We start from the raw sequence: 19,741 nt of genomic DNA, 5'->3' as shown, positions 1-19,741 counted from the left end.
GATATATGCCCATCAGGTCGGGAACTTCTGCCCGTCACCTGGTGCGGCTGGCCCGTAATCGACGGGTCGACGTCGCGTGGGTGCCCGGTGTTCATGCTCGGTCCGTGGGGCCAATTGCGTTCTTAAGGTGATCCTCTCGGATGTCCTTGGTCTCGCGGGCCGTTGACTCCTTTGTACTCCAGCACCTGGGTGAGCGGAACCCCTGACCGCACTTCTTTACTTTTGGGTTCAAATTTACTTTTGGGTTCAAACCGGACGCGCGCCGGTCAGGCCACCGCTGTCCGTCGCCGGCTCGCGTACCAGACGAGACCCGCGGTGGCCGCGGCGGCGCCTATCGCGGCGGCGGCGACGAGCGCCGGGCGCGGCGGCACGGAGAACCCGGGGATCCGCTGCTTGAGCCGGACAGGTCGGTGGAAGTCGAGGATGGGCCACTCGCGCGCGAGCGCCTCGCGGCGCAGCGTCCGGTCCGGGTTCACGGCGTGCGGGTGGCCGACGGACTCCAGCATCGGCAGGTCGGTGGCCGAGTCGCTGTAGGCGTAGCACCGGGAGAGGTCGTACCCCTCCGAGGCGGCCAGCTCCCGGATCGCCTCGGCCTTCGTCGGGCCGTACGCGTAGTACTCCACCTCTCCGGTGAAGCAGCCGTCGTCGCCCACCACCATGCGGGTCGCCACCACGCGGTCCGCGCCGAGCAGCTCACCGATCGGCTCCACGACCTCCGCGCCCGACGTGGATACGATCACCACGTCCCGGCCGGCGGTGTGGTGCTCCTCGATGAGGGACGCGGCCTCGTCGTAGATGATCGGGTCGATCAGGTCGTGCAGCGTCTCGGCGACCAGCTCCTTGACCTGCTGGACGTTCCAGCCGCGGCACAGCGCGGACAGGTACCTGCGCATCCGCTCCATCTGGTCGTGGTCGGCGCCGCCCGCCAGGAAGACGAACTGGGCGTATGCGGTACGCAAGACGGCCCTGCGGTTGATCAGTCCGCCTTGGTAGAAGGACTTGCTGAACGTCAGCGTGCTCGACTTCGCAATGACCGTCTTGTCCAGGTCGAAGAAGGCGGCTGCGCGGGGCATGGAGTGGGGCGACGAGTGGTTTTCCACGACCCCGAGCATAGGCGCAGCCCATTCGGCGTAAGGTGGGGCGCGTGGGTTTGCCTGAGAGGGCTCTCGGGTACACCATGGAAGTCACGGATCGTTCGCGACCGTGCTAACCCGGTCCGACTCCTCCCCCCCCGAGTCGGCCGTGGAGACGACCCCCGCTCTCCCCCCCGGCGGGGGTCGTCGCATGTCCGGGCGGGTTTTCCTGGGTTTGTGCGCCGCGTGGTGCTGTGCCGGGCTGCCGGCGCCGAGCTGCTTGGCATGTCCATGATGCATGACGCTGCGTAGCCGCTGGTTGGCTCTGCGGAAGACGCGCAGGGGCGGCTCGGAGCCTGCCCGGAGCTCACCGGTTTGGGTGACGGCGATATTCACAACCGTCGAGTCGTCCACGGTTATCCACCAAGATCCACACGTTTTCCCGGATCGCTGCACCGTGATTCCCACGTGTCCCGGCCGCGCCGAGTTCTTCGGGCGGTTCCGTTTGTCCGACGCGTATGGCCGGTTTTCACCGGTCGCTCATATGGAGAGCGGCTGCCCGTTCTTCACACGAGATGCCGTACGGCGCGCACGGGATGCCGTACGGGGTGCACGAGACGCCGTCAGAGGGAGAAGCAGTCCATGTCCGGAACCGTCACACATGACCCACCGCACTCCGCCGGAGGAAACCCGGCCGCACCGCTGATCGTCACCGAGGACGCCGATCTCCTGGACGACCTGCTGCGCCTGTGCGCGGCGGCCGGTGCCACGCCCGAGGTCCGCCCCACGGTGCCCGAGCGCGGCGCAGGCTGGGAGGCGGCGCCGCTCGTCCTGGTCGGCGACGACGCCGCACGGCGCGGGCGCGGGCCCGCCCGCAGACGAGGGGTGGTGCTGGTCGGCCGCGACCAGGACGACCCCGGCGTCTGGCAGCGGGCGGTCGAGATCGGCGCCGACCACGTCCTGATGCTGCCGGACGGCGAGCAGTGGCTGGTCGACCGCATCGCCGACGTCACCGAGGGCGTCGGCCGGCCCGCCCTCACCGTGGGGGTCATCGGCGGCCGGGGCGGCGCCGGTGCCTCCACCCTGGCCTGCGCCCTCGCCGTCACCTCCGCGCGGGAGGGGCTGCGCACGCTCCTGGTGGACGCCGATCCGCTGGGCGGCGGGCTCGACGTGCTCCTCGGCGGCGAGACCACCGAGGGGCTGCGCTGGCCGGCGTTCGCCGCCTCGCGCGGGCGGGTCGGGGGCGGCGCCCTGGAGGAGTCGCTGCCCGAGCTGCACTCGTTGCGGGTGCTCAGCTGGGACCGCGGCGAGTGTGTCGCCGTTCCGCCACAGGCCGTCCGCGCGGTGCTCGCCGCCGCCCGCCGGCGGGGCGGCACGGTCGTCGTGGACCTTCCCCGCCGGATCGACGACGGGGTCGCGGAGGTCCTCGCCCAGCTCGATCTCGGGCTCCTCGTCGTCCCCGCCGAACTGCGCGCCGTCGCGGCGGCCGGACGGGTGGCGTCCGCCGTCGGCATGGTCCTGCGGGACCTGCGGCTCGCGGTACGCGGTCCGTACGCGCCGGGGCTCGACGACCGCGAGGTCGCCCGGCTGCTCGGGCTGCCCCTGGTCGGTGAGGTGCCCGCCGAGGCGGGTCTGCTCCGTGCGACCGAGGCCAGGCAGCCGCCGGCCGCGACCGGCCGGGGCCCACTGGCCCGCTTCTGCCGGCAGTTCTGGGAACGGGCGCTGGCGGAGACAGGGGCGGGGACAGGGGTTACGGGGACGGGGAGGGAGGCGCGGTGAGTGTGGGGGCCGGTGCGGGGGTGTTCGGCGGTGCGGGGATGGGCGCCGGTGTGAGGAGGGCGGCACGGGAGTCGACGGGGCCGGATTCGGGGGCTGCCGAGTCGAGGGTGGCCGGCGCCGCGGTGGACGTGGCGGAGGGGGCCGTGTTCGACGCCGGGATGCTCGACGGGGTGCGGCGGTGGCTCGCCGAGAGCGGGTCGGAGCCGACACCCGCGCGCGTGGCCCAGGCACTGCGGGAACAGGGCCGGGTGCTGGGCGACGCCGAGATCCTCGGTGCGGCCCGGCAACTGCGCTCCGAGCTGGTGGGCAGCGGCCCGCTGGAGCCGCTGCTGAGCGACCCGTCGGTGACCGACGTCCTGGTGTCCGCGCCTGACCGGGTCTGGGTGGACCGGGGCGGCGGCCTGGAACTGACGGACGTGTCCTTCCCGGACGCCGGTGCGGTACGGCGACTGGCGCAGCGGCTGGCCGCCGTGGCCGGACGGCGACTGGACGACGCACGGCCGTGGGCGGACGCCCGGCTGCCGGACGGCACCCGGCTGCACGCGGTGCTGCCGCCCGTCGCCGTCGGCTGCACCTGTCTGTCGCTGAGGGTGGTACGGCCGCGCGCGTTCACGCTGGACGAGCTGGTCGCGGCCGGCACGGTGCCGCCGGACGGCGACCGGGTGCTGCGGGCCCTGGTGCGGGCGCGGCTGTCCTTCCTCGTCAGCGGCGGGACGGGCAGTGGCAAGACGACGCTGCTGAGCGCACTGCTGGGCCTCGCCCGACCGGGGGAGCGGATCGTGCTCGCCGAGGACTCCGCCGAGCTGCGGCCCGACCATCCGCATGTGGTGCGGCTGGAGGCCAGACCCGCGAACCAGGAGGGCGCGGGGCTGGTGACCCTCGAGGACCTGGTGCGGCAGGCACTGCGCATGAGGCCGGACCGGCTGGTCGTCGGAGAGGTGCGCGGTCCCGAGGTGGTGCACCTGCTCGCGGCGCTCAACACCGGTCACGAGGGCGGTTGCGGGACGGTGCATGCCAACGCCGCCGCTGACGTACCGGCCCGGCTGGAGGCGCTCGGCACCGCCGCGGGGCTCGATCGGGCCGCCCTGCACAGCCAGTTGGCGGCGGCGCTGTCGGTGGTGCTGCACCTGGTGCGGGACCGCACGGGGCGGCGACGGATCGCCGAGGTGCATGTGCTGGAGCGGGACCCGTCGGGGCTGGTGCGGACGGTTCCGGCGCTGCGCTGGGGCACGGAGGCGTTCGTGCGCGAGCGGGGCTGGGAGCGGCTGCGGGAGCTGCTGAGCAGTGGTTGCGCGGGGCGGGGCGAGGACGGCTCCGAGTGGAGGTGACGGGGCTGGCGGTTGGGGGGGGAGACGGCGACGGCGACGGGAAGCGGTGCGCGGCGATGAGTACGGGTGTTGAGGGCGATCGGCGGGGGCGTTGATGACCGGGATGAGCGAGCTGGTGGGTGAGTTGTCGATGGGCGCGGCCGTGGCGTGTCTGGGGGCGCTGGCGTGGCTGACGGGAGATTGGTACTCCGGGGCGCGGCGGGCGAGGTTGCTGCTTGCGGGCGGCGGGGCGGTCGGGACCGGACCGCCGGTCGTCCGCCGGGCGGTGGACGCGCTGCGCGAGCTCCGTGGGCGGCTGCGGACCGAGTGGTGGTCGCTGGTGGCCGGTCTGGCACTGGCGCTGGCGACGGCTTCGCCGGTGCCGGTGCTGGCCGGGGCCGCCGGGGTGCCGGTGCTGCGCAGGGTCCGGCTGGCCGCCGCCGCCCGGCGTCTGCGGGACCGCAGGCAGGAGGCGGTGATCGCGCTGTGCGCGGTGCTGGCCGGAGAGGTGCGGGCGGGGCGGCAGCCCGGGGAGGCGCTGCTGTGGGCCGCGCGGGAGTCCGGCGGGCTCGGGGGCCTGACGGGCCCGGTGCTGGCGGCGGCCCGGTTCGGCGGTGACGTTCCCGGCGCCCTCGCGGCGGCGGCCCGGGAGCCCGGCGCCGAGGGCCTGCGGGGACTGGCCGCCTGCTGGCGGGTGGCGGTCGACCAGGGCGCGGGGCTGGCCGACGGCCTGGACCGGCTGGAGGGCGCCCTGCGCGCCGAACGGGACCAGCGGCTGGACCTGCGGGCCCAGTTGGCGGGCGCCCGCGCCACGGCGGTGATGCTCGCGGGCCTCCCGGTTCTGGGGCTTCTCCTCGGCTACGCCATGGGCGCCGACCCGCTGCGCGTGCTGCTGCACACGGGGGCGGGACTGGGCTGTCTGCTCGTCGGCGGAGTGCTGGAGGCACTGGGGCTGTGGTGGGCGATGCGGATCGTGCGGGGAGCGGAGACGGCTGGATGAACGGCGAACTTTTCCACAGGCTGGGGGCGGTCGCGGGTGCCGCCCTGGCGACGGTACTGGTCTGCGGCGGGCTCGTGAGCCGGCTGGGTGAGGGCCGCCGGGGGCGACGGGTACGGCGGCGGCTCGCCCTGGCGTTGGGCACGGCCCGGACGCGCACCGGCCCGCACGCCCGGGTGCGCGGCACCGCACAGGCGTGGCTGCCGCTGCCGGGCGTGGTGTGTGCCGGGTGGCTGCTGGTCGGGGGCGTCACCGGCGTCGTCGTGGGGGCGGCTGTCGCCGCCGGGCTGTGGTGGTGGCGTCGGCAGCGGGCCGGCGGCAAGGCCTCTGTCTCGGCGACCCCCGGTGGCGACGGCGCCGCCGCGGCCCGGCAACTGCCGCTGGCCGCGGACCTCCTGGCGGCCTGCATCACGGCGGGTGCCACTCCGGTGGCCGCCGCCCGGGCCGTGGGCGACGCCCTCGGCGGACCGGTCGGCAAGGCGCTGGCGCGGGGTGCCGCGGAGGTGCGGCTGGGCGGTGAGCCGGGCGGTGCCTGGCGGCCCCTGGCCGAACTGCCGGGCGCGGGAGCCCTGGCACGCCTGCTGGAGCGGGCCGATGTGTCCGGGCTGCCCGCGGCCGGCCCGGTCGCGCGGCTCGCCGCACAGGCCCGCGCCGACTGGGCTCGGGCCACCACGGCCAGGGCGCGCAGAGCGGCCGTCGTGGTCACCGCACCGGTGGGGATGTGCTTCCTGCCCGCGTTCATCGCGGTGGGCGTACTGCCGGTGGTCATCGCCCTGGCGGGCGGGGTGCTGGGCGGGGGCGGTCGATGACGGCAGGCCGGACGGCCGGACGGGCTGATGAACAGCCACCGAACAGACGAGCAAGCAAGCGAGCAAGCAATCAGGCGATCAAGAGAACCGATCCTCACGGGGGTTGTCATGCGACAGGTGGTACGGGCGAGGCTGCGCGCGGCGCGGCGGGACACCGGGATGGTCACGTCGGAGTACGCGATGGGCATCGTCGCGGCGGTGGCGTTCGCCGTGGTCCTCTACAAGGTGCTGACGAGCGGAGCGGTCAGCGCGGAACTCCAGAGCATCGTGAAGCAGGCGCTCGATGCGCGGATGTGAGCGGAGGCGGCTGCGGGTACGGCCCGCCGACGAGGGGTTCGTGACGGCGGAGACGGCCGTGGTGCTGCCGGTGCTGGTGCTCTTCGCGATGGCGCTGGTGGGGTGCCTGCTCGTGGTGGCCGCGCAGATCCAGTGCGTGGACGCGGCCAGGACGGGCGCCCGCGCGGCGGCCCGGCAGGACGGCACCGGCGAGGTCGTGGCGGCCGCCAGGGAGGCGGCGCCGCGCGGCGCGCGGATCACCGTCAGCCGGGAGGCGGACCGGGTCCGGGTGGTCGTGGCGGCCGCGCCGCCGGTGCTGAGCGGGCTGCCGTTCGAGGTACGGGAGGAGGCCGTGGCGTCGGTGGAGGGCCCGTCGGCGGCCTATCCAGGGGGTCCGGCGGAGTCCGGTTCGCCGGGTCCCGCGGAAGTCGGCTCCTCAGGCCCGAAGGAGGCGGGCTCATGACGCCCGGCGGAGACGGGTCGGAGCCCCGCCGAAGGCACCAGTCGGGTGCCTGCCGTCCGGACCGGACGGGGTCCTGCCACCCGGTCGGGGCGGAGCCCTGCCACCCGGTCGGGGCGGAGCCCTGCCACCCGGTCGGGGCAGAGCTCTGCCACCCGGTCGGGGCGGAGCCCTGCCACCCGGTCCGGTCGGAAGCCCGGCGCCGACGCCGGGTGGCGTCGGACCGCGGTTCGGCCACCGTCTGGAGCGTCGGTGCCGTCGCCGTGCTGTGCCTGGTGTTCGGCGTCGTTCTGGCCCTGGGGCAGGCCGTCGTGGCCCGGCACCGCGCGGCCGGCGGTGCCGATCTCGCCGCGCTCGCGGCGGCGGGCCACTGGGCGGAGGGCGGTACGGCCGCCTGCGCCCGGGCCGACCGGATCGCGCGGGCGCAGGGCACGCGGCTCGTACGGTGCGTGCTCACCGGCCGCGTCTCCGACGTCACGGCGGCGTCGGGGCACGGCCCGTTCGCAGCGGAGGTCAGGGCCCGGGCGGGCCCGGCGGAGGCGGTTCCTCCACCGCCCCGGCACCCGTAGCCGACGTCCGGCCAGGCGCACCCGGCTCCACCCCGCCCGCACTCCCCGCCGTTTCGGCCACTTCTGACTCTTCCGCCTCTTCCGCCGCTTCCGCAGCCCCCCGTAGCAGCACCGTGAGCAGCCGCACCGCGCCTCTCTTGTGCAGAGGATCGTTGCCGTTGCCGCACTTGGGGGACTGGATGCAGGACGGGCAGCCGGCGTCGCACTCGCAGGACGCGATGGCCTCGCGGGTGGCCGTGAGCCACTCACGGGCCGTGTGGAAGGCGCGCTCCGCGAACCCCGCGCCGCCGGGGTGCCCGTCGTAGACGAAGACCGTCGGCAGCAGGGTGTCGGGGTGGAGCGGGACGGAGACGCCGCCGATGTCCCAGCGGTCGCAGGTCGCGAACAGCGGCAGCATGCCGATCGAGGCGTGCTCGGCGGCGTGCAGGGCGCCGCCGAGGATCTCCGGGTTGATCCGGGCGGCGTCGAGCTGGTCCTCGGTGACCGTCCACCACACGGCGCGGGTGCGCAGCGTACGAGGAGGGAGGTCGAGTTTCGTCTCGCCGAGCACCTCGCCGGTGATCAGGCGCCGGCGCAGGAAGGAGACCACCTGGTTGGTGACCTCGACGGAGCCGAAGCACAGACGGCCGTCGCCCCAGGGGATCTCGGTCTCCGTCTCCAGGACGGAGATGGAGGTGGTGTCGCGGGCGACCGTCGAGTACGGCGGGCCGGCCTGCTCGACCAGGGCGACCGCGTCGTCCAGGTCGAGGGAGCGCACCAGGTAGGTGCGGCCCTGGTGCAGGTGGACGGCGCCCTCGTGGACCGTGCTGTGGGCGGCACCGGCGTCGACCGTGCCCAGCAGCCGGCCGGTGCCGGCCTCGACGACCTGGACCGGCCGCCCGCCCTCGCCGCGGATGTCGGTGAGGTCGGCGGCCCGTTCCCGGCGGGTCCAGTGCCAGGCCCGGGTCCGGCGGCGCAGCAGCTTGGCCGCCTCCAGTTGGGGCAGCAGGTCCTCGCAGGCCGGGCCGAACAGCTTCAGGTCCTCGTCGGTCAGCGGCAGCTCGGCCGCCGCGGCGCACAGGTGCGGCGCGAGGACGTAGGGGTTGTCGGGGTCGAGGACCGTGGACTCCACCGGCTGGGCGAACAGGGCCTCGGGATGATGGACGAGGAAGGTGTCCAGCGGGTCGTCCCGGGCGACCAGCACCGCCAGCGCGCCCTGCCCGGAGCGGCCCGCCCGCCCCGCCTGCTGCCACAACGAGGCCCGCGTGCCCGGATAGCCGGCGATCACGACGGCGTCCAGCCCGGAGATGTCGAGGCCGAGTTCGAGGGCGTTGGTGGCCGCCAGGCCGAGGAGTTCACCCGAATGGAGCGCGCGCTCCAGGGCGCGGCGTTCCTCGGGGAGATAGCCGCCGCGGTAGGCCGCGACCCGCCCGGCCAGCGACCGGTCCACCTCCGCCAGGCGCTCCTGGGCGATGACGGAGATCAGCTCGGCGCCGCGCCGGGAGCGGACGAAGGTGATCGACCGCATGCCCTGCACGGTGAGGTCGGTGAGCAGGTCGGCGGCCTCGGCGGTGGCCGTACGGCGGACGGGTGCGCCCTTCTCGCCCTCCAGCTCGGTCAGCGGCGGCTCCCAGAGGGCGAACACCAGTTCACCGCGTGGTGAGGCGTCGTCGGCGATCTCCACCACCGGCAGCCCGGTGAGCCGGCGTGCGGCCACGGCGGGCTCGGCCGCGGTGGCGGAGGCCAGCAGGAACACCGGGGAGGCGCCGTAGCGGGCACAGAGCCGGCGCAGCCGGCGCAGCACCTGCGCGACATGGGAGCCGAAGACCCCGCGATAGGTGTGGCACTCGTCGATGACGACGTACTTCAGCGCCTTCAGGAAGGAGGACCAGCGGGGATGGGAGGGCAGGATGCCGCGGTGCAGCATGTCCGGGTTGGTGAGGACGTAGGTCGCGTACTGGCGGATCCACTCGCGTTCCTCGAACGGAGTGTCGCCGTCGTACACCGCGGTGCGCACCGACGCGCCGAGCGGCTGGGAGAGCTCCTTCACCGAACGGCACTGGTCGGCGGCGAGCGCCTTCGTCGGGGCCAGGTACAGGGCGGTGGCCCCGCGCCCGTTCGGCGCCTCGGAGCCGTCCAGCAGCGTGGACAGCACCGGCACCAGATAGGCCAGGGACTTGCCGGAGGCGGTGCCGGTGGCCACGACCACCGACTCGCCGTCCAGCGCGTGCTCGGCGGCGCGTGCCTGGTGGGCCCAGGGGTGCTCGATGCCCGCCGCCCGCACGGCCGCGACGACCTCCGGGCGAATCCGGTCCGGCCAGACGGCATGCCGACCCGCCCGCGGGGGCAAGTGCTCCGTATGAGTGATGCGCGACGACCGGCTCGGTCCCGCGGCCAGCCGGTCCAGTACCGTGCGCGGTTCCGGCCGGGACACGGGGCCCGGCGGGTCCGTCGGCGGCTGATCGGGTCGGTGATTCTTGGCCATCGGCATCGAGTGTGTCACCGGCGTGACGGACAATGGGAGGAAGGCGTCGTGCACGCCTGCCGGTAAGTGATTGAATGCCATCGCGGCTGGCAACCGTCCTGGGGGCTCCCAAGCCGAATGTCCCGAGGGACGACCGCTCGATAGCAAGGTGCTGGAGGATCCGTGGACCTGTCCCTGTCGACCCGTACCGTCGGCGATCGTACGGTCGTCGAGGTCGGTGGCGAAATTGACGTATACACCGCGCCCAAGCTGCGCGAGCAGCTGGTCGAGCTGGTGAACGACGGGAGTTTCCACCTCGTCGTCGACATGGAGGGCGTGGACTTCCTCGACTCCACCGGGCTCGGCGTGCTGGTCGGCGGACTGAAGCGGGTGCGCGCCCACGAGGGCTCGCTGCGCCTGGTCTGCAACCAGGAGCGCATTCTCAAGATCTTCCGCATCACCGGCCTCACCAAGGTGTTCCCGATCCACACCTCGGTCGAGGAAGCGGTGGCGGCCACCGACTGACGACCGGCACCGGTCCCGGGCCCCGAGGGGCACGGGACGCCGAGTCGAACCGGGGGGCCGGGCTGTCGGCGGCCTGGCCCCCCGACAGCACGCCCGTAGCTCAGAGGGGGATGCATGGCCACCGTCGAACTCCGCTTCAGCGCGCTGCCCGAGCATGTGCGGACCGCCCGTCTGGTGGCTGCTGCCGTGGCACGCAGGGCGGGAGTGGACGAGGCCGTTCTCGACGAGGTCAGGCTCGCCGTCGGTGAGGCCTGCTCCAGGGCCGTCGGACTGCATCAGAGCGTGGGCATCACGGCGCCGGTGAAGGTGGCGCTGATCGAGGAGGAGAAGCAGTTCTCCATCGAGGTCGGCGACGAGGCGCCGCACGCGGCCCCCGGGGGCGGCACCCCCGGCGCCGGCGACGACGTGGAGGCCGAGGAGGACGAGATGGGCCTCGCGGTCATCAGCGGACTCGTCGACGACGTGGAGGTCACGGCCGGGGAGGACGGCGGCCTGATCCGTATGACCTGGCCGACCACGCCTCCGATCGTTCCCATGGCCTGACACCCGGGCCCCGTCGCCCGTCCCCACCCACGGCACACCCAGGGCCCTACCTCGTAGGGCCCTTTGTCATGTGCGGAAACCGCAGCTCACGCATACAGTGGGTGCGTGTGCACGATAAGTGAATGAATTCACGACCGATCCGCACGACAATTGGATCACGGCTGCCCGATCGCATCGCCGATCATCCGCAATGCGCCCTCAATGCTTTTAGGGCATTACCTCTTTCCGATTGGCAGGCCAATTCCATTTGTCGCGCACTGTTTTGATCAGGTTCCGGTTACCTACAATCCGTCCACATCTTGAGCTCAGCCCAAGCGTCAAGGAGGACGAATGGCGGAGCTTTCCACCTCTCAGTTGGACCCTCATCAGTTGGGCGACCCCTCGGTCCTCGCGGCCGCCGTGCTGACCGACGGCAACCGCGCCATGGTGGCGGTCATCGCCGCCGTGGCACTGGCCGCGCTGGTGGTCGCGGGCATCCTGGTGCGCCAGGTGCTCGCGGCGGGCGAGGGAACCGACAGCATGAAGAAGATCGCGGCAGCCGTCCAGGAAGGCGCCAACGCCTATCTGGCCCGGCAGTTGCGCACGCTCGGCGTATTCGCCGTCGTCGTGTTCTTCCTGCTCATGCTGCTGCCCGCGGACGACTGGAATCAGCGGGCCGGGCGATCGGTGTTCTTCCTGATCGGCGCCGCGTTCTCGGCGGCCACCGGCTATATCGGCATGTGGCTCGCCGTGCGCAGCAATGTGCGCGTGGCCGCGGCGGCGCGGGAAGCGACCCCGGCGCCCGGAGAACCGAAAAAGGATCTCACTCTCGTCTCGCACAAAGCGATGAAGATCGCGTTTCGCACGGGCGGCGTCGTCGGCATGTTCACGGTGGGACTGGGCCTGCTGGGCGCCTCCTGCGTGGTGCTGGTGTACGCGGCCGACGCGCCGAAGGTCCTGGAGGGCTTCGGCCTCGGCGCGGCGCTGATCGCGATGTTCATGAGGGTGGGCGGCGGCATCTTCACCAAGGCCGCCGACGTCGGCGCCGACCTGGTCGGCAAGGTCGAGCAGGGCATTCCGGAGGACGATCCGCGCAATGCCGCGACCATCGCCGACAACGTGGGCGACAACGTCGGCGACTGCGCGGGCATGGCCGCCGACCTCTTCGAGTCCTACGCCGTGACGCTGGTCGCCGCGCTGATCCTCGGCAAGGTGGCCTTCGGCGACTCGGGACTGGCGTTCCCGCTGCTCGTGCCCGCCATCGGCGTGGTCACGGCCATGATCGGGATCTTCGCCGTGGCCCCGCGGCGCGCCGACCGCAGCGGCATGAGCGCGATCAACCGCGGGTTCTTCATCTCCGCGGTGATCTCGCTGGTGCTGGTGGCGGCGGCCGTGTTCGCCTATCTGCCGGGGAAGTACTCCGAGCTCGACGGCGTCACGGACGCGGCGATCGTGGGCAAGAGCGGCGACCCGCGGATCCTGGCGCTGGTCGCGGTGGCCATCGGCATCGTGCTGGCCGCCCTGATCCAGCAGCTCACCGGCTACTTCACCGAGACCACCCGGCGGCCCGTCAGGGACATCGGCAGGACCTCGCTCACCGGTCCCGCCACCGTCGTCCTGGCCGGCATCTCCATCGGCCTGGAGTCGGCCGTCTACACCGCCCTGCTGATCGGCCTCGGCGTCTACGGCGCGTTCCTGCTCGGCGGTACGTCGATCATGCTGGCGCTGTTCGCGGTGGCGCTGGCCGGCACCGGCCTGCTCACCACGGTCGGCGTGATCGTCGCGATGGACACCTTCGGGCCCGTCTCCGACAACGCCCAGGGCATCGCCGAGATGTCCGGCGACGTCGAGGGCGAGGGCGCGCAGGTCCTCACCGACCTGGACGCCGTCGGCAACACCACCAAGGCCATCACCAAGGGCATCGCCATCGCCACGGCCGTGCTCGCTGCGGCGGCGCTGTTCGGGTCGTACCGCGACGCCATCGCCACCGGCGCCAGAGACGTCGGTGAGGCGCTCAGCGGCGAGGGCGCGCCGCTGAGCCTGATGATGGACATCTCGCAGCCCAACAACCTCGTCGGGCTCGTCGCCGGCGCGGCGGTCGTCTTCCTCTTCTCCGGGCTGGCGATCAACGCCGTGTCGCGGTCGGCGGGCTCGGTGGTCTTCGAGGTGCGTCGGCAGTTCCGGGAACGGCCCGGGATCATGGACTACAGCGAGAAACCGGAGTACGGCAAGGTCGTCGACATCTGCACCAGGGACGCCCTGCGCGAACTCGCCACGCCCGGTCTGCTGGCCGTGATGGCGCCCATCTTCATCGGGTTCACGCTCGGCGTGGGCCCCCTCGGGGCGTTCCTGGCGGGCGCGATCGGCGCGGGCACGCTGATGGCGGTGTTCCTGGCCAACTCCGGTGGTGCCTGGGACAACGCCAAGAAGCTCGTCGAGGACGGCCACCACGGCGGCAAGGGCAGCGAGGCCCATGCCGCCACGGTCATCGGCGACACGGTCGGCGACCCGTTCAAGGACACCGCGGGCCCGGCGATCAACCCGCTGCTGAAGGTGATGAACCTGGTGGCGCTGCTCATCGCCCCCGCCGTGATCCAGTTCTCCTACGGCGCGGACCGGAGCGTCGGCGTACGGGTCCTGATCGCGGTCCTCGCGGCCGCGGTCATCATCGGCGCGGTCTACGTCTCCAAGCGGCGCGGCATCGCCGTGGGCGACGAGGACGACGGGGACCGGGACCCCAAGTCCCCCGACGCGGCGGTGGTTTCGTAGCCCGGGCACCGTGCGGGGCCGCGGGGCGCGGCCCAAGGCGCGGGCGGGCGGCGCGCATTGGCGTGCCGCCCGCCCGTGTCGTGCGGGTGCGCGCCGGTGCCGTGAGCCTTCTCTCGTCCCCTCCGCTTGGTGCAAATGGCTGCAATTACGGTCATAAAGGGCGCTCGTCACACGGTTGTCGCCCAGATGGCGTGTATGTTCCGGGGCCGGAAGCCATGGAAGGGACCAAACCGGTGAACAAGAAGCTCGCGGCCGCACTGTCCGGCGGTGCGGTACTGGTACTGGCGCTGACGGGATGCGGCAGCGACGACAGCAGCGAAAAGCTGAACTCCTGGGCCAAGGACGTGTGCGACTCGGTGCAGCCGCAGGCGCGGAAGATCGCCTCCGCCAACGCCGCGATCCAGAAGGAGACCTCGGACAACAGCACGCCCGAGGAGGTCCAGAAGACCGATGCCAAGGCCTTCCAGGACATGTCCGACGCCTACAAGGCGATGGGCGCCGCCGTGCAGAAGGCCGGGGCCCCCGACGTCGAGAACGGCGAGAAGAAGCAGAAGGACGCGGTCGCGGAGCTCAACGGCCTGTCCGCCTCCTACGCCGACCTGAAGAAGCAGGTGGAGGCCCTGGAGACCAAGGACCAGGCGAAGTTCGCCGACGGCCTGAAGGACATCGCCACCGAGCTGGACAAGCTCGGCAGGACCGGCAACAACGCCCTGAAGACCCTGGAGGAGGGCGAGGTCGGCCAGGCGATGGCCAAGCAGCCCGCCTGCAAGTCGGCCACCTCCTCGGCGTCGGCCACGACGAGCTGACGCGCCGACCGACGTGAGCCCCCGGGCGGGGCGCGGGGTCACAATGGGGACGTGAGTAACGCCGGCTTCTCCGCCCTGCCCGCCACCGACCGCCCCGACGTCGCCGCACGGCTGCGCGACGCCCTGCTCGGGGCCTCCTTCACCGCCGACGGCCTGCTGGAGCTGCTCGGCGCTCCCGCCTACGCGGCACTGTCCCGCAGCGAGACCGTGCCCGCGCTCCGCGCCACCCGCGGCGACACGCCGCTGGAGCTGCTCGTCCGGCTCTTCCTGCTCCAGCAACCGGTGCCCCACGCGCGCGTGGCGGACGTACTGCCCGTCCAGGAGTGCCTGGAGAGCGGGTGGCTGGTGACCACCGGGGACGGCGAGGTGGCCGCCACCGTGGACGTACGGCCGTACGGCGGGCCCAGCGGCGAGGACTGGTTCATCGTCTCCGACCTGGGCTGCGCGGTGGGCGGCGCGGGAGGCATCGGCAACCGCGCCGAGGGCGTCGTCCTCGGCGTCGGCGGCGCCTCCACCACCCTCGCCGGCATCACCGTCCGTACGCCCGTCTCCGCCGCCCTCGACCTCGGCACCGGCTCCGGCATCCAGGCCCTGCACGCCGCGACGCACGCCACGCGCGTGACGGCCACCGACGTCAATCCGCGCGCGCTGAGCATCACCGCGCTCACCCTCGCGCTGTCCGGGGCTCCGGCCGCCGACCTGCGCGAGGGATCGCTGTTCACGCCGGTCCGCGAGGACGAGCGGTACGACCTGATCGTCTCCAACCCGCCGTTCGTGATCTCCCCCGGCGCCCGCCTGACCTACCGGGACGGCGGGATGGGCGGGGACGATCTGTGCCGCACGCTCGTTCAGCAGGCGGGGGACCGGCTGACCGAGGGCGGGTTCGCACAGTTCCTCGCCAACTGGCAGCACGTGGAGGGGGAGGAATGGACGGACCGGCTCCGCTCCTGGGTGCCGCGCGGCTGCGACGCGTGGATCGTCCAGCGCGAGATGCAGGACGTCACGCAGTACGCCGAGCTGTGGCTGCGGGACGCCGGGGACCACCGGGACGACGCGGCGCGCTACCAGGCGCGGTACGACGCGTGGCTGGAGGAGTTCGAGGCCCGCAAGGTCAAGGCGGTCGGCTTCGGCTGGATCACGCTGCGCCGCACGGACGCCGCCGAGCCCTCCCTCACGGTCGAGGAGTGGCCGCACCCGGTCGAGCAGCCGCTCGGCGAGACCGTCCGCGCCCACTTCGACCGGCTCGACTACCTGCGCGCCCATGACGACGCCGCGCTGCTCGAAGCCCGTTTCACGCTGGCCGACGAGGTGGTCCAGGAGCAGGTCGGGCTGCCCGGCGCCGAGGACCCGCAGCACGTCGTCCTGCGGCAGAACCGCGGCATGCGCCGGGCCACCAAGGTCGACACGATCGGCGCGGGCTTCGCGGGTGTCTGCGACGGCACCATGACCGCCGGCCGCATCCTGGACGCCATCGCCCAGCTGGTCGGCGAGGACCCGGTCCTGCTGCGCGACCGCACGCCCGCGCAGATCCGCCTGCTGGTCGAGCAGGGGTTCCTCGAACCGGCGCGGTGAGCCGATGAGCGGGCGGTGGCCGGGCTGCGGTGAGCGGGCGGTGGCCGGGCTGCGGTGAGCGCGCGGTGGCGGCCCGTGGTGAGCCGATGAGCGAGCCCTCGGGCGAGTCGGGTGCGTTACGGATCACAGGGACGCGGCCCGGACCCGGGGAGCGGGCCACCTCACTCCCCGGGCCGGCGGCCCGGCCCACGGGGTGAGCGGGGTCACTGGGGTGAGCGGGGTCCACGGGGTAAGCGGGGCCCACGGGATGAGCGGCCATGCCACCATGCGAAACGCGCCACACCACCCCGGGTGAACGAGTCACGCCAGGTACCGGCGGCTCGCCGTTCACCCGGGATTCGCCTCGTCGCCGCCCGCGTGTGCCAGTCTCCGGAGGCTGGGCACACAGGGGCGGAGAAGAGGAGCACCCGAAACCATGGAGCGCGGACCGGCGATCTTCGCGGGAATGGTGTTCGCCCTGTTCGGAGCGGGTCTGCTGGTGTGGACCGCGGCCCGGGTGCGCCACCGCCGACCGGTCGCCCAGGGTGTGAACCAGGTCGCATCGGCGACCTTCGCGAGCGTCGCCGGCGTGGCCGCCCTCGCCCTCGGCGCCTGGTGTCTGACCCGCGTCTGAGAGGCGCCTTCCGGACGCCCGCCGAGCCCTGGACCGGGTAACCGGGGGCTCGTGCTCCGGATACGGTCGAACAAGCCGCTGGGCACTCCGGGCGGCAGGAACCGGGTTCGTCGGGTTACCGTTCGAGTGGCCCTTGCGGACTTTTCCCGTTTGACACGGGGGCGGGAGGTACCGTCACACTCCGCAGCGTCACGAGCGAACAAGGAAGCAGACCCGACCCCGGGACCCACGCCTGGGTCAGGCGCCAGCGTCGACCGGAGAGAAGAGCGAAGTTGTCCCCGACCAGCGAGACCGCGAAGGGCGGCCGCCGACTCGTCATCGTCGAGTCGCCTGCCAAGGCGAAGACGATCAAGGGCTACCTCGGCCCCGGATACGTCGTCGAGGCGAGCGTCGGGCACATCCGCGACCTCCCCAACGGCGCCGCCGAGGTGCCCGAGAAGTACACCGGCGAGGTGCGCCGCCTCGGTGTGGACGTCGAACACGACTTCCAGCCGATCTATGTGGTCAACGCCGACAAGAAGGCCCAGGTCAAGAAGCTCAAGGACCTGCTGAAGGAGTCCGACGAACTCTTCCTGGCCACCGATGAGGACCGGGAGGGCGAGGCGATCGCCTGGCATCTCCAGGAGGTCCTCAAGCCGAAGATCCCGGTCAAGCGGATGGTGTTCCACGAGATCACCAAGGACGCGATCCGCGAGGCCGTCGCCAACCCGCGCCAGCTCAACCAGAAGCTCGTCGACGCGCAGGAGACCCGCCGCATCCTCGACCGCCTCTACGGCTACGAGGTCTCGCCGGTCCTGTGGAAGAAGGTCATGCCGCGCCTGTCGGCCGGCCGCGTCCAGTCCGTCGCCACCCGGCTCGTGGTGGAGCGGGAGCGCGAGCGCATGGCGTTCCGCTCCGCCGAGTACTGGGACCTGACCGGCACCTTCGCCACCGGCCGCGCCGGCGACACCTCCGACCCGTCCTCGCTGGTCGCCCGTCTCCAGACGGTCGACGGCCGGCGTGTCGCGCAGGGCCGTGACTTCGACTCCCTGGGGCAGCTGAAGAGCGCGAACACGCTCCACCTCGACGAGGCGAACGCCCGCGCGCTCGCCGCCGCCCTGGAGAACACGCGGTTCGCCGTCCGCTCCGTCGAGTCCAAGCCGTACCGCCGCTCTCCGTACGCCCCCTTCCGCACGACGACGCTCCAGCAGGAGGCGTCGCGGAAGCTGGGCTTCGGCGCGAAGGCGACCATGCAGATCGCCCAGAAGCTGTACGAGAACGGCTACATCACGTACATGCGTACGGACTCCACGACGCTGAGCGACACGGCCGTGGCCGCCGCCCGCGCCCAGGTCACGCAGCTGTACGGCGCCGACTACCTGCCGGCCCAGCCGCGGACGTACGCCGGAAAGGTCAAGAACGCCCAGGAGGCGCACGAGGCGATCCGCCCCTCCGGCGACCGCTTCCGCACCCCGGCGGAGACCGGTCTGACCGGCGACCAGTTCAAGCTGTACGAGCTGATCTGGAAGCGGACCGTCGCCTCCCAGATGAAGGACGCGACCGGCAACAGCGTCACCGTCAAGATCGGCGGCACGGCGTCCGACGGCCGGGACGTCGAGTTCAGCGCGTCCGGCAAGACCATCACCTTCCACGGCTTCCTCAAGGCATACGTCGAGGGCGCCGACGACCCGAACGCCGAGCTGGACGACCGCGAGCGCCGGCTGCCGCAGGTCGCCGAGGGCGACGGGCTCACCGCCGAGGAGATCTCGGTGGACGGCCACGCCACCAAGCCCCCGGCCCGCTACACCGAGGCGTCGCTGGTCAAGGAGCTGGAGGAGCGCGAGATCGGCCGCCCGTCGACGTACGCGTCGATCATCGGCACGATCCTCGACCGCGGCTACGTCTTCAAGAAGGGCACCGCGCTCGTCCCGTCCTTCCTGTCCTTCGCCGTGGTCAACCTCCTGGAGAAGCACTTCGGCCGGCTCGTCGACTACGACTTCACCGCCAAGATGGAGGACGACCTCGACCGTATCGCGCGCGGCGAGGCACAGGCCGTGCCGTGGCTGAAGCGGTTCTACTTCGGCGAGGGCACGAGCAACGGCGACGCGGCCGACGCCGGCAACGGCGACGGCGACCACCTCGGCGGCCTCAAGGAACTGGTGACCGACCTGGGCGCGATCGACGCCCGCGAGGTCTCCTCCTTCCCCGTCGGCAACGACATCGTGCTCCGCGTCGGCCGCTACGGCCCGTACATCGAGCGCGGCGAGAAGGACACCGAGCAGCACCAGCGCGCGGACATCCCGGACGACCTCGCGCCCGACGAGCTGACCGTCGAGCTGGCCGAGGAACTGCTCGCCAAGCCGAGCGGCGACTTCGAGCTGGGCACCGATCCGGCCACCGGCCACACGATCGTCGCCAAGGACGGCCGCTACGGCCCGTACGTCACCGAGGTGCTCCCCGAGGGCACCCCCAAGACCGGCAAGAACGCCGTGAAGCCGCGGACGGCCTCGCTGTTCAAGTCGATGGCGCTGGACACGGTGACGCTGGAGGACGCCCTGCGGCTGATGTCGCTGCCGCGCGTCGTCGGCACCGACCCCGAGGGCGTCGAGATCACCGCGCAGAACGGCCGCTACGGCCCGTACCTGAAGAAGGGCACGGACTCGCGGTCCCTCCAGTCCGAGGAGCAGATCTTCACGATCACGCTGGAGGAGGCGCTGGCGATCTACGCCCAGCCCAAGCAGCGCGGTCGGGCCGCGGCCAAGCCGCCGCTGAAGGAACTGGGCACGGACCCGGTCAGCGAGAAGCCGGTCGTGGTCAAGGACGGCCGCTTCGGCCCGTACGTCACCGACGGCGAGACCAACGCGACCCTGCGCTCGGGCGACAGCGTCGAGACGATCACGCCGGAGCGCGGCTTCGAGCTGCTCGCGGAGAAGCGGGCCAAGGGGCCCGCCAAGAAGACGGCGAAGAAGTCGGCCGCCAAGAAGACCGCGAAGAAGGCCCCGGCGAAGAAGGCCGCGGCCAAGAAGACCACCGCGGCGAAGAAGACGACGGCCACGAAGAAGACGGCCGCCAAGAAGACGACGGCCAAGACCACGGCCGCCGCGAAGAAGGCCACCGCGTCGAAGACGGCGTCGGAGGACTGAGCGGGACCGGCCGGGGGCGAGCGGCTCACCCGGCGGTGGCTGAGGTGAGCGGCTGGCCGCCGGGCGGTGGCTGAGCGGTGAGCGAGCTGGTCGCCGCGC

The 19,741-nt window shown here is 72.6% G+C and carries 15 protein-coding genes and 1 pseudogene; 14 read left to right on the top strand and 2 right to left on the bottom strand.

Annotation, left to right across the window (positions count from 1 at the left end; translation table 11 throughout):
- Positions 1–266: 266 nt before the first annotated feature.
- Complete coding sequence (locus ACZ45Q_RS08380; protein WP_468256777.1) at positions 267–1,112, bottom strand: HAD family hydrolase; 846 nt, start codon at positions 1,110–1,112, stop codon at positions 267–269.
- A gap of 603 nt (positions 1,113–1,715) precedes the next feature.
- Here ACZ45Q_RS08380 and ssd point away from each other — a divergent pair.
- From ssd to ACZ45Q_RS08345, 7 genes and pseudogenes are all read left to right on the top strand, one after another.
- Positions 1,716–2,852, top strand: coding sequence for a septum site-determining protein Ssd (gene ssd / locus ACZ45Q_RS08375; RefSeq protein WP_468256774.1), 1,137 nt, complete (start codon positions 1,716–1,718; stop codon positions 2,850–2,852).
- A 158-nt stretch (positions 2,853–3,010) separates the two neighbouring features.
- Positions 3,011–4,180 carry a TadA family conjugal transfer-associated ATPase gene (locus tag ACZ45Q_RS08370; RefSeq protein WP_468257523.1) on the top strand — a complete coding sequence of 390 codons (1,170 nt, stop codon included), beginning with the start codon at positions 3,011–3,013 and terminating at the stop codon, positions 4,178–4,180.
- Positions 4,181–4,283: 103 nt separating this feature from the next.
- Positions 4,284–5,159 carry a type II secretion system F family protein gene (locus tag ACZ45Q_RS08365; RefSeq protein ID WP_468256772.1) on the top strand — a complete coding sequence of 292 codons (876 nt, stop codon included), beginning with the start codon at positions 4,284–4,286 and terminating at the stop codon, positions 5,157–5,159.
- Positions 5,156–5,965: a type II secretion system F family protein gene (locus ACZ45Q_RS08360; RefSeq protein WP_468256769.1), complete on the top strand. Its 810-nt coding sequence runs from the start codon at positions 5,156–5,158 to the stop codon at positions 5,963–5,965. Before ACZ45Q_RS08365 ends, ACZ45Q_RS08360 begins: the two co-directional genes overlap by 4 nt.
- A 108-nt stretch (positions 5,966–6,073) precedes the next feature.
- Positions 6,074–6,262, top strand: a complete 189-nt coding sequence (locus ACZ45Q_RS08355; RefSeq protein WP_468256767.1) for a DUF4244 domain-containing protein — start codon at positions 6,074–6,076, stop codon at positions 6,260–6,262.
- Positions 6,249–6,608 (top strand): annotated as a pseudogene (locus ACZ45Q_RS08350) (TadE family type IV pilus minor pilin); the annotation flags it as partial. The gene ACZ45Q_RS08355 and the pseudogene ACZ45Q_RS08350, both read left to right, overlap by 14 nt.
- 305 nt (positions 6,609–6,913) lie before the next feature.
- The gene (locus tag ACZ45Q_RS08345) at positions 6,914–7,270 is read left to right on the top strand and encodes an Rv3654c family TadE-like protein (RefSeq protein WP_468256765.1); all 357 of its coding nucleotides are present in this window, start codon (positions 6,914–6,916) and stop codon (positions 7,268–7,270) included.
- Here ACZ45Q_RS08345 and ACZ45Q_RS08340 read toward each other — a convergent pair.
- On the bottom strand, positions 7,215–9,815 hold the full coding sequence (locus ACZ45Q_RS08340) for a DEAD/DEAH box helicase (RefSeq protein ID WP_468256762.1): 2,601 nt from the start codon (positions 9,813–9,815) through the stop codon (positions 7,215–7,217). The two genes, ACZ45Q_RS08345 and ACZ45Q_RS08340, sit on opposite strands and share 56 nt — an antisense overlap.
- An 81-nt stretch (positions 9,816–9,896) precedes the next feature.
- Between ACZ45Q_RS08340 and bldG the strand changes: the two genes are divergently transcribed.
- From bldG to topA, 7 genes are all read left to right on the top strand, one after another.
- Positions 9,897–10,238 (top strand): anti-sigma factor antagonist BldG, encoded by a 342-nt coding sequence (gene bldG / locus ACZ45Q_RS08335; RefSeq protein ID WP_003975386.1) that lies wholly within the window; start codon positions 9,897–9,899, stop codon positions 10,236–10,238.
- Positions 10,239–10,352: 114 nt separating this feature from the next.
- Positions 10,353–10,781, top strand: a complete 429-nt coding sequence (locus tag ACZ45Q_RS08330; RefSeq protein WP_468256759.1) for an ATP-binding protein — start codon at positions 10,353–10,355, stop codon at positions 10,779–10,781.
- Positions 10,782–11,111: 330 nt separating this feature from the next.
- A complete protein-coding gene (locus ACZ45Q_RS08325; RefSeq protein WP_468256757.1) occupies positions 11,112–13,529 on the top strand; it encodes a sodium-translocating pyrophosphatase in 2,418 nt (805 codons plus the stop codon).
- A 215-nt stretch (positions 13,530–13,744) separates the two neighbouring features.
- A complete protein-coding gene (locus tag ACZ45Q_RS08320; protein ID WP_468256755.1) occupies positions 13,745–14,335 on the top strand; it encodes a small secreted protein in 591 nt (196 codons plus the stop codon).
- A gap of 51 nt (positions 14,336–14,386) precedes the next feature.
- Positions 14,387–15,907 (top strand): DUF7059 domain-containing protein, encoded by a 1,521-nt coding sequence (locus ACZ45Q_RS08315; RefSeq protein ID WP_468256753.1) that lies wholly within the window; start codon positions 14,387–14,389, stop codon positions 15,905–15,907.
- Between the two features lie 415 nt (positions 15,908–16,322).
- Entirely contained in the window at positions 16,323–16,520 is a 198-nt protein-coding gene (locus ACZ45Q_RS08310) for a hypothetical protein (RefSeq protein WP_468256750.1), read from the top strand.
- A 272-nt stretch (positions 16,521–16,792) separates the two neighbouring features.
- The gene (gene topA, locus ACZ45Q_RS08305) at positions 16,793–19,642 is read left to right on the top strand and encodes a type I DNA topoisomerase (RefSeq protein ID WP_468256748.1); all 2,850 of its coding nucleotides are present in this window, start codon (positions 16,793–16,795) and stop codon (positions 19,640–19,642) included.
- Positions 19,643–19,741: the final 99 nt, after the last annotated feature.

Source organism: Streptomyces sp. NPDC031049, assembly GCF_055571015.1.
This window is presented reverse-complemented; position numbering and strand designations above follow the sequence as displayed.

Bases quoted from the DNA above. Each gene is read 5' to 3' on its own strand.
- ACZ45Q_RS08380 (WP_468256777.1), bottom strand. From the start codon at position 1,112: ATGCTCGGGGTCGTGGAAAACCACTCGTCGCCCCACTCCATGCCCCGC.
- ssd (WP_468256774.1), top strand. From the start codon at position 1,716: ATGTCCGGAACCGTCACACATGACCCACCGCACTCCGCCGGAGGAAAC.
- ACZ45Q_RS08370 (WP_468257523.1), top strand. From the start codon at position 3,011: ATGCTCGACGGGGTGCGGCGGTGGCTCGCCGAGAGCGGGTCGGAGCCG.
- ACZ45Q_RS08365 (WP_468256772.1), top strand. From the start codon at position 4,284: ATGAGCGAGCTGGTGGGTGAGTTGTCGATGGGCGCGGCCGTGGCGTGT.
- ACZ45Q_RS08360 (WP_468256769.1), top strand. From the start codon at position 5,156: ATGAACGGCGAACTTTTCCACAGGCTGGGGGCGGTCGCGGGTGCCGCC.
- ACZ45Q_RS08355 (WP_468256767.1), top strand. From the start codon at position 6,074: ATGCGACAGGTGGTACGGGCGAGGCTGCGCGCGGCGCGGCGGGACACC.
- ACZ45Q_RS08340 (WP_468256762.1), bottom strand. From the start codon at position 9,815: ATGGCATTCAATCACTTACCGGCAGGCGTGCACGACGCCTTCCTCCCA.
- ACZ45Q_RS08330 (WP_468256759.1), top strand. From the start codon at position 10,353: ATGGCCACCGTCGAACTCCGCTTCAGCGCGCTGCCCGAGCATGTGCGG.
- ACZ45Q_RS08325 (WP_468256757.1), top strand. From the start codon at position 11,112: ATGGCGGAGCTTTCCACCTCTCAGTTGGACCCTCATCAGTTGGGCGAC.
- ACZ45Q_RS08320 (WP_468256755.1), top strand. From the start codon at position 13,745: ATGGAAGGGACCAAACCGGTGAACAAGAAGCTCGCGGCCGCACTGTCC.
- ACZ45Q_RS08310 (WP_468256750.1), top strand. From the start codon at position 16,323: ATGGAGCGCGGACCGGCGATCTTCGCGGGAATGGTGTTCGCCCTGTTC.